Annotated in this window: 2 protein-coding genes; both read right to left on the bottom strand. The window is 47.9% G+C overall.

The window, feature by feature from the left end; all coding sequences use genetic code 11:
* Positions 1–1009: hypothetical protein (locus tag ACTG2S_RS21420; RefSeq protein ID WP_439983306.1), on the bottom strand; the 1009-nt coding region annotated here is incomplete at its 3' end.
* Positions 951–1820 (bottom strand): hypothetical protein (locus ACTG2S_RS21415; protein ID WP_439983304.1); only part of this gene is annotated, 870 nt, incomplete at its 5' end. The genes ACTG2S_RS21415 and ACTG2S_RS21420, both read right to left, overlap by 59 nt.

Here is a 1820-nt window from a genome sequence, read left to right as displayed (position 1 = left end):
TTTTAATCCTACCATTTTTATTATATATATATGCACCATTAGTATCTCTAAGTGGTTTAAGAAGAATCACCGAAGAAGTGAATATCCTTGATGTTTCAACAGCCATACAAGCCATTAAAACATTTGCATACTCAATTTTTTTATTCTCACCCCACACTTCAGCACATATATCAACAACTCTACGTCTGAACTCACAAGCTTTTTCGCTTCCTAATGAAACTGTTACTTTCTGCCCCCAAAGCAATCGATAACATGAATTGACTTTTTTATTAATCAATACTAGCAATGGATTAAAATGCCAGACCTCCTTATCAAGCTTTAGCTTGGCAGCACTCTGCATCCACTCCAGCTTATCGATACGCTGTTTCTCGTGACCTACCAAGAGGTCAAAATCAGGCAAGCCAATCTTGGTCATCAGTTTATCTAGCCACAGATAACTGCTGGCTGATGATTTTTCATACCACTCACTGGGATGCTTGACGATTAGTTTGTGAAGTTTTTCTGCATTGCTGCTGTTTTGTAAGGCCGCCTGTATTTCTTCACTGCTAAGCTCACCACTCTTATCAGTATCGAAACTCTTTACCAATTCGGTAAAGAAGCTGGGTGGCGCATCGGGATCCAGATAGCCATCGGAGCCTGAACCATCGACCTTTTTAAAACCAATCTTCAGCCAGTCATGCTGACTTAACAGTTCGACTTGCTCTTTCTTGACATATTTTCCTGACGAAACACAAACCCACTCCTGCTTGGCGGCATCTTTTTCAAACTTTGGTGACTCAACCAACTCTTCCAGGCTCTTGTCACCGGTTGCCACCCAAAGATCTTTATCTTCCTGCTTTTTCTTTTCGTGCAAGACGAGTCCCGCCAGGACCTTGGCATAGGTAGCACCGCCTTTTGTTCCCGCCTTGTTGGCCAGCACATCGTCAAGACGAGGATCCTGGGTGAAAACTTCAAGATGGACTTGATGCTTGCTCTTCTTGCCCCCGATAAGGGAACCCGGCGTTTCCACCAGGCCGAGGTACCCTATGGTCTCTCCCGCCGCGATGGCGACGGGAGATGGCGGATACATATAGCTCGCCAAGATGGGAAGGCGTACGCGCATTTACCTTGATAAATTCATCCTCAACGCACACCCAAGCCATGCCGCAACTACCTGCAGCACTATCTGCACTCGGTGTCACATATTCGCATCTGGCCATCTTGCGCGCCTTGTCACCCACCCAGTGGAATTCGAGTCGGTGGGCATCATACTTCACTTTTGTTCCTGCGGGCAGAGAAACGCTTCGGTCTCCCGCCATCAGACGGCCTGTAGGCCCATTGACAACAGGATCCGCACGACCAACCATATTTGTCAGCAGTTCGGCGTCTATTTGGTCAAATAGCCAGGTTGGCACATTGGGTTTGATAAAGGTCACCGCATCCGGGCTATTGGCGATCCAGACCGAACTCCCTTGACTGACCACAACACCGGCCTTCTCGGCCTCTTTTATCTGGGCACTGGAAAGCGGGCTCTTGATGATCACCTTGATGAAGTCATACACCTTGCCCCCGACACTCCCCTTTTGGGAAGGTGTACCGTTGTCCATTTCCAGTTCTGTATCTTTGGGGAGCGTGAAACGCGGCAAGGCGGCATCAACACGCTGCTGCTCAGCATCGGGATTGGCGTGGGGAACGGAATTGCGTGCATTCCACCCCTTCTTCAATACCAGCTTTTCGGTACTTTGGTACTGACCCCAAGGCAGCAGATGCATATAGAGCGAGTAGAAGGTGAACTCATTTTTCGCCTTGGTCTCTGTATTCACTTCACAATATTCATGCTG

The sequence above is a fragment of the Aeromonas sp. 82P genome (assembly GCF_051919365.1).
Classification (GTDB): Bacteria; Pseudomonadota; Gammaproteobacteria; order Enterobacterales; family Aeromonadaceae; genus Aeromonas; species Aeromonas veronii.
Note: the sequence above shows the minus strand (reverse complement) of the source record. Positions and strands in the feature narration are given on the sequence as shown.